This window comes from Streptomyces sp. UNOB3_S3, assembly GCF_020740895.1.
Taxonomy (GTDB): domain Bacteria; phylum Actinomycetota; class Actinomycetes; order Streptomycetales; family Streptomycetaceae; genus Streptomyces.
Map to the genome: position 1 here is coordinate 1 of NZ_JAILXP010000438.1, position 5,527 is coordinate 5,527.

A 5,527-nucleotide genomic window follows, 5' to 3' on the forward strand; every position below is an offset into this window, starting at 1 on the left:
GTGCCGCTGCCGGGCGGCGGGGGCGCGGGGCAGGCCGTCGGCGACGGCGTCGAGGAAGGACCGTACGAGCCCCTCGGGTTCGGGCAGCAGGGGCGCCCCGCCGCCCGGCAGCGGCACGGCGTGCGCCGTGGGCGGCATGGCCGCGGCGAGCTCCTGGACTCGGCGGGTGTCGTCGGGGGTGAGCGGCCCGGCCCGCCAGGTGTCGTGGTCGGTGCCGGTCAGCCCGGGCAGCAGCTTGCCGCGCGCGGCGAGCTGGAGGGCGAGGACGGCGACGGCGCCCCAGAAGGCGGCCGTCTCGTCGGCCCGGGCGGCCCGGGCGCGGGTGAGGACGGGTACGGCGTCGCGCACGGGCAGTACGTTCGCCCGGACGGCCGTCGTGGTCACGTCGTCGCCGTCGGGGACGGCGACGGTCAGCTCCTCGACGGTGCCGCCCGCCAGGGGCGGAGTACCGTCCGGGAGCCAGAAGGCGACGCGCCCGGTGCGGGCCGGGTCGCCGGGGAGGAAGACCGCCTGGCAGCGGGAGAGCAGAGAGACGTCGGAGGGTGTCGCGGCAGAGAGCGGAGTCACAGCGCTGCGCATTCCTCAAATTTGACTAGTGCGGGTTCGGAGCCGCCGAGGGTACAGGAGACGGGCGGCCGGCGAGAGGAACCCGGGGGTGAGCCGCGTCACTCTCCTCCGCACGGAACGACGTACGCTGAAACCGGGTTCGGCAGCCGTCGTGAAGGAGGCACGGACATGACCAACAGGGCCAAGGTCGCCGTGGGCGGTGTGGCGGTGGGGGTGATCCTGCTGTGGCTGCTGCCCTTCTGGGCGGCACTGCTGGTGATGGTCGGCGTCCCCGTCGGGGCCTATCTGCTGCTCGATCCGTCGCAGCGCACACGGCTGCGCAGGGCCTCCCGCAAACAGCTGGGGCGTTAGGGTCGCTGAGCCGTTAGGGCCGATGACCCTCTGGGGCCGCTGAGGCTCTAGGGCCGCGTGGTGAACGCGGGGGCGAGCGCCGCCTCCGTCAGCAGCCGCGCCCGGCCGGAGCCGTCGGCCGGGACGGTCCACAGATCGGAGCCGTAGTCGCCGGGCAGGGAGTACACGAGCGTGTGCCCGTCCCGCCAGACCGCCTGGTCGTCGACGCTGCGCCGCTCCGCCGTGGCGGTCTCGCGCAGGGTGCGCAGGTCCAGGACGTACAGCCGCCAGGGCGCGTCGGGGGACGCGCCCTCGACGCGCTTCTTGTACGCGACGCGCGTCCCGTCGGGGGTCAGGGAGGGGCATTCGACGTTCTCGCGCAGGGCGCGCAGTGTCCGCTCCGAGCGGTCCCCGCGCACGAGATAGGTCTTGCCGCCCGTGGCGACGGTGGCGTAGAAGTGCCCGGCGTCGGCGAAGGTGACGCCCCAGACGTTGAGGTCCGCCGACCGGTGGGGCCGGCCGTCCAGGAGGAAGCGGTAGGTCTCCAGATCCCGGTCGAGCTCCCCGGTGCGCACGTCCACGACCGAGGTGCGGGTGGAGAAGGCGGTGCCCGCGTAGGAGTCGCCGCTGACGAACACCGTCCAGGCCGCGGCGCGCCCGTCGGGGGAGACCCGGGCGCGGGTGGGGATGCCCGCCAGGTCGTAGCGGCGCAGCGGGCGAAGGCGCGCGTCGAGGACCACGGCCCGGTAGACGTCCCGCAGGCCGCTGCGCGCCGACTGGAGGCAGACGCCGGTGCCCGCCGCCGAGTGGAAGCGCAGACAGCGGACGCCGGAGGACGTGCGGGGGCCGGCCGGGTCGGCGTCGGAGACCGAGACGATCTCGTCGCGGTGCGGCCCCCAGGCCATGTTCCGGAAGACGTCGCGGCCCGGGGTGTCGAGGGTGACCTCCCCGGGCCGTACGGACGGGCCGCCCGCCCGGGGCCGGTCCTTCTCCGCCGCCCGGTCGGCGGCGCGCAGGGTGGCGCCGACGGCGACACCCGTCAGGAGGAGGACGGCGGCGAGCAGGACCAGGAGTCGGTGCGTGCGGTTCATCCCGTTCGGGTTCATCAGGTTCAACGGGCGGGCTCCGGTGGGTCGTCGGTGGGCGAGGGGCGCAGCAGCACGGCACTGGCCGCGGCGGAGACGAGGAGGCCGGTGGCCGCCGCGCCCAGCGCCGTGCGGTCGCCCCACGCGGTCCAGGCGGCGCCGAAGGCGATCGAGCAGACGAAGCGCGCCGCGGCCTGACCGGTCTGGACGACCGCGAGGCCGCTGCCCCGGATCTCCGGGGGCACGGCGTCGGCGGTCGCGGCGGCCAGCACCCCGTCGGTGGCGGCGTAGAACGTGCCGTGCAGCGCGAGGACGGCGACGGCCGGCGCGGGCGAGCTCCCCAGAGGCGCGAGCAGCAGCCCGTACGCGCCCAGGAGCGCGAGATGGCCGCAAAGGAACAGCCTGCGCCTGCCGAAACGGTCGGCGACCGCGCCGAGCGGCACCGCCAGCAGGAGGAACGCCGTGGCGGTGCCCAGGGGCAGCAGCGGGAACCACGCCTCGGTGACGGCCAGCCGGCGCTGGAGGGTGAGGTAGAGGAAGGAGTCGCTGACGGTGGTCAGCCCGAGGAGCACCGCGCAGGCGGTGAGCCTGCGGACCTTGGGACGGCGCAGGAGGTCCCGGAGCGGAGTGCGGGCTGTTGGACGGAGGGGGAGCGCGGGGCCGGAAAGGCTCGCGTGGTTGCCGGGGCTCGTGGGGCGGCCTGGGTGCGCAGGGTCACTGAGGCGTGCAGGGTCACTGGGGCGTGCGGGAACGAACAGCCAGAGGACGAGCACGCCCAGCGCCGCCACGCAGCCGCTGACCGTGAAGACCGCGTCGTACCCCTCGGCGGCGGTCCGCAGGACCAGGAAGGCCAGGAGGGGGCCGAGCAGCGCCCCGGCGGTGTCCATGGCCCGGTGGACGCCGAACGCCCGGGCCCGGTCGGCGGGTTCGCAGGCCAGCGAGATCATGGCGTCGCGCGGAGCGGTCCGCAGCCCCTTGCCCGCGCGGTCGGCCGCCAGGACCGCGCCGATCAGCGGGACGCCGTGCACGGCGAGCAACAGCGGTTTGCACAGCGCGGAGAGGCCGTAGCCGAGGACGGCCACGGTCTTGTGGCCGCCGTCGCGACGGTCGGCGAGCCGGCCGCCGACGAGCCGCACGAGCGCGCTGACGCCGTTGTACAGGCCGTCCAGCAGGCCGAAGCCGAGCGGGGACAGGCCCAGCCCGGCGACCAGATAGAGCGGCAGGACGGCGCTGACCATCTCCGAGGAGACGTCGGTGACCAGGCTGACGGTGCCGAGGGCGAACACCGTGGCGGGAACGGCGGCCCGCCGGCCGGGAGCGGGGTTCCGGCCGGCGGTGCCGGTGGTGGTGCGACGGTCCGCGAGATACACGGTCAGCTGTTCCAGATGCCGGTGATGTCCTTGCCGTTCGCGGCGTTCCCGGCGTGCGGGAGGCCGTACATGGTCTCCAGGGTGCGCAGCACGTCGTAGTGGTTGTACGTGGTGTCGGAGGTGGAACCGGGCTTGACCTGCTGCCCGTAGAGGACGGTGGGGATCCGGTTGCCGCTGAGGCGGTTGTCCTCGTCGAAGGTGATCAGCAGCAGGCTGTTGTGGGTCTTGGCCCAGTCCGCGTAGGACTTGAGGTTGTTCTTCAGCCAAGTGTCGCCGGTGCCTATGGAGCAGTCATGCATGTCGTTGCACATGTTCGGCACGATGAAGGACACCGTGGGAAGAGTGCCGTAATCCCGGGGGAAGGCGCCGAAGGTGTGCGCGGTGCTGGTGGGGACGTTGCCGAAGCCGAACCAGGGGTTGTGCTTCTGGCGGTACTTGCCGCTCTCGCAGGTCGTGGAGCCCTCGGCGGGCAGGGACTCGTTGTAGCTGGCCCAGGATTTGCCGGCGGCGAGCAGCTCCGAGCCGAGGTTGGGCTCCTCGCTGAAGCCCGGGTCGACGCAGCTGTCGTCGGTGATGCCCTGGGTGTCGCCGGAGAACAGCGCGTAGTAGTTGGGCTGGCTGGGGTGGGTCTCGGCGTACGAGGCGGTCAGGTTCGCGCCGCCCGCGGCCAGGGAGTTGAGGTACGGGGCGCTGGAACTGCCCATGACCTGGTCGTAGGCGCGGTTCTCGAAGACGACGACCACGACGTGGTCCGGTGTGGGAACGGCCGGCGCGGCGGTGGACTCCGAGGCCCACAGGCCGAGGGAGGTGGCCGCGAGACCGAAGGCCGTGGCGAGGGCGAGGAGGTGGCGGCGGTGGAGGCGGCCGGGGCGGTGGAGGCGGTGGAGGCGGGCAGGACTGGCTGCGGCGGGCACGAGCTCCTCCGGATGACGTGGCAGCGGTGGGGGGTGAGCCGGGTGCGCTGGCAGCGTAGGGCGGCATGCAGTGGCATGTACACGACTTCAACATGACGAATCCGGGAACGGCGGCCGAGCGGAGTGCGACAGGTGGCGGACGGCGTCCCGCGTCAGGCGGCGGGCAGTCCGAGGAGGGCGCGGGCCACCGTCTGCGGGGATTCGTCGCGCTCGCGCGCGAGGGCTATGAGGGCGCGGCACGCGAGCTCGTTCACGCCGAAGCTGAGGGCTTCCGGCGAGACCCAGCGCGCCGCCTCCATGCTTTTGTCGTAGTCGTTCTCGGCGCAGGCGGCGACATATGCCGCTGCGGCCTCGAAGAGATTGTGCTGTCGGCTCACGAGCGGCCGTGGCGCCGGGGCCCGCCGGACCTCTTCCGAGCGCTTGCGGAGTTTGTTGAACACGCGGATCACCTGCCCCCGTGAGCGGCAATTTCCTGCGGTCGTTCAAGTGTGCCCGGTGGGCGCGGAGTTGAACCTCCGGAAAACACGGCGGTGCCCGGCTCGTCTGCTCGTTTTCCGCGTCATGTCCGCATCCTGTGTCAACTGGCGAACGGATGCGTGTCGGAAGGGAGGGCGGGTTGCCCGGAACGCGGAGGTGGGCAAGGCTTGCACGGCGGTCACGGGGAATTGCCGAACGGGGAGGCGGACATGGGAATCGGTAAGGAACTCGATTCGATGCTGGACGAGCTGGCCGAGAGGGGCGGTGGGATACGCCACGCATTGGTGCTGTCCAACGATGGGCTTGTGACGGGAGCGAGCGCGAGCCTGGCGAGAGAGGAGGCCGAACACCTGGCGGCGGTCGCCTCCGGACTGCACAGCCTCGCCCGGGGAACGGGCCGGCAATTCCGGGTGGGCGGCGTGCGCCAGACCATGGTCGAATTCGATCGGGGCGTGTTGTTCGTGACGGCCGCCGACGAGGACAGCTGTCTGTGCGTGCTCGGCGAAGCCGAGGCCGACATCGGCCGGATCGCCTATGAGATGACCCTGCTGGCCAATCGCGTCGGCGGCCGGAGCCGCTGACTCCGGCCGGTCCCGGAGCGGTGCCGGGCCGGCGCCAGGCCGGTGCCGGACCGGGGGCGTGTCGTGGCCCGCGCCTGGGCCCGCCGGAGTTATCCACAGGCCCGGCGGACCGTCGCACCCCACCGCTATCGTCGTCACTGTCAGTAATCGGGCGATGGTGGGAGGGCGTCGTGGAAGTACGACAGGAACGGCAGCGGCAGGAG

At 72.9% G+C, this 5,527-nt stretch carries 6 protein-coding genes and 1 pseudogene; 2 read left to right on the plus strand and 5 right to left on the minus strand.

Annotated features, from left to right (window positions below; all coding sequences use genetic code 11):
* Positions 1–567 (minus strand): annotated as a pseudogene (locus K6I33_RS31070) (ATP-dependent helicase); the annotation flags it as partial.
* A 168-nt stretch (positions 568–735) separates the two neighbouring features.
* On the opposite strand from K6I33_RS31070, the gene K6I33_RS31075 reads away from it, so the two are divergent.
* Entirely contained in the window at positions 736–918 is a 183-nt protein-coding gene (locus K6I33_RS31075; protein WP_229357885.1) for a hypothetical protein, read from the plus strand.
* Between the two features lie 47 nt (positions 919–965).
* Here the strand turns inward: K6I33_RS31075 and K6I33_RS31080 are convergent, their stop codons facing one another.
* The 4 genes from K6I33_RS31080 to K6I33_RS31095 form a co-directional block, all read right to left on the minus strand.
* Positions 966–1,988 (minus strand): TolB-like translocation protein, encoded by a 1,023-nt coding sequence (locus tag K6I33_RS31080; protein ID WP_229357886.1) that lies wholly within the window; start codon positions 1,986–1,988, stop codon positions 966–968.
* A gap of 20 nt (positions 1,989–2,008) precedes the next feature.
* The gene (locus tag K6I33_RS31085) at positions 2,009–3,352 is read right to left on the minus strand and encodes an MFS transporter (RefSeq protein ID WP_229357887.1); all 1,344 of its coding nucleotides are present in this window, start codon (positions 3,350–3,352) and stop codon (positions 2,009–2,011) included.
* 2 nt (positions 3,353–3,354) lie between these two features.
* Entirely contained in the window at positions 3,355–4,266 is a 912-nt protein-coding gene (locus K6I33_RS31090) for an alkaline phosphatase family protein (RefSeq protein ID WP_229357888.1), read from the minus strand.
* A 152-nt stretch (positions 4,267–4,418) separates the two neighbouring features.
* On the minus strand, positions 4,419–4,706 hold the full coding sequence (locus K6I33_RS31095) for a hypothetical protein (protein WP_229357889.1): 288 nt from the start codon (positions 4,704–4,706) through the stop codon (positions 4,419–4,421).
* Positions 4,707–4,952: 246 nt separating this feature from the next.
* On the opposite strand from K6I33_RS31095, the gene K6I33_RS31100 reads away from it, so the two are divergent.
* Positions 4,953–5,324 (plus strand): roadblock/LC7 domain-containing protein, encoded by a 372-nt coding sequence (locus K6I33_RS31100; protein WP_229357890.1) that lies wholly within the window; start codon positions 4,953–4,955, stop codon positions 5,322–5,324.
* Positions 5,325–5,527 lie beyond the last annotated feature (203 nt).

Coding starts and splice junctions, on each gene's coding strand:
- K6I33_RS31075 (WP_229357885.1), top strand. CDS start 736: ATGACCAACAGGGCCAAGGTCGCCGTGGGCGGTGTGGCGGTGGGGGTG.
- K6I33_RS31080 (WP_229357886.1), bottom strand. CDS start 1,988: ATGAACCGCACGCACCGACTCCTGGTCCTGCTCGCCGCCGTCCTCCTC.
- K6I33_RS31100 (WP_229357890.1), top strand. CDS start 4,953: ATGGGAATCGGTAAGGAACTCGATTCGATGCTGGACGAGCTGGCCGAG.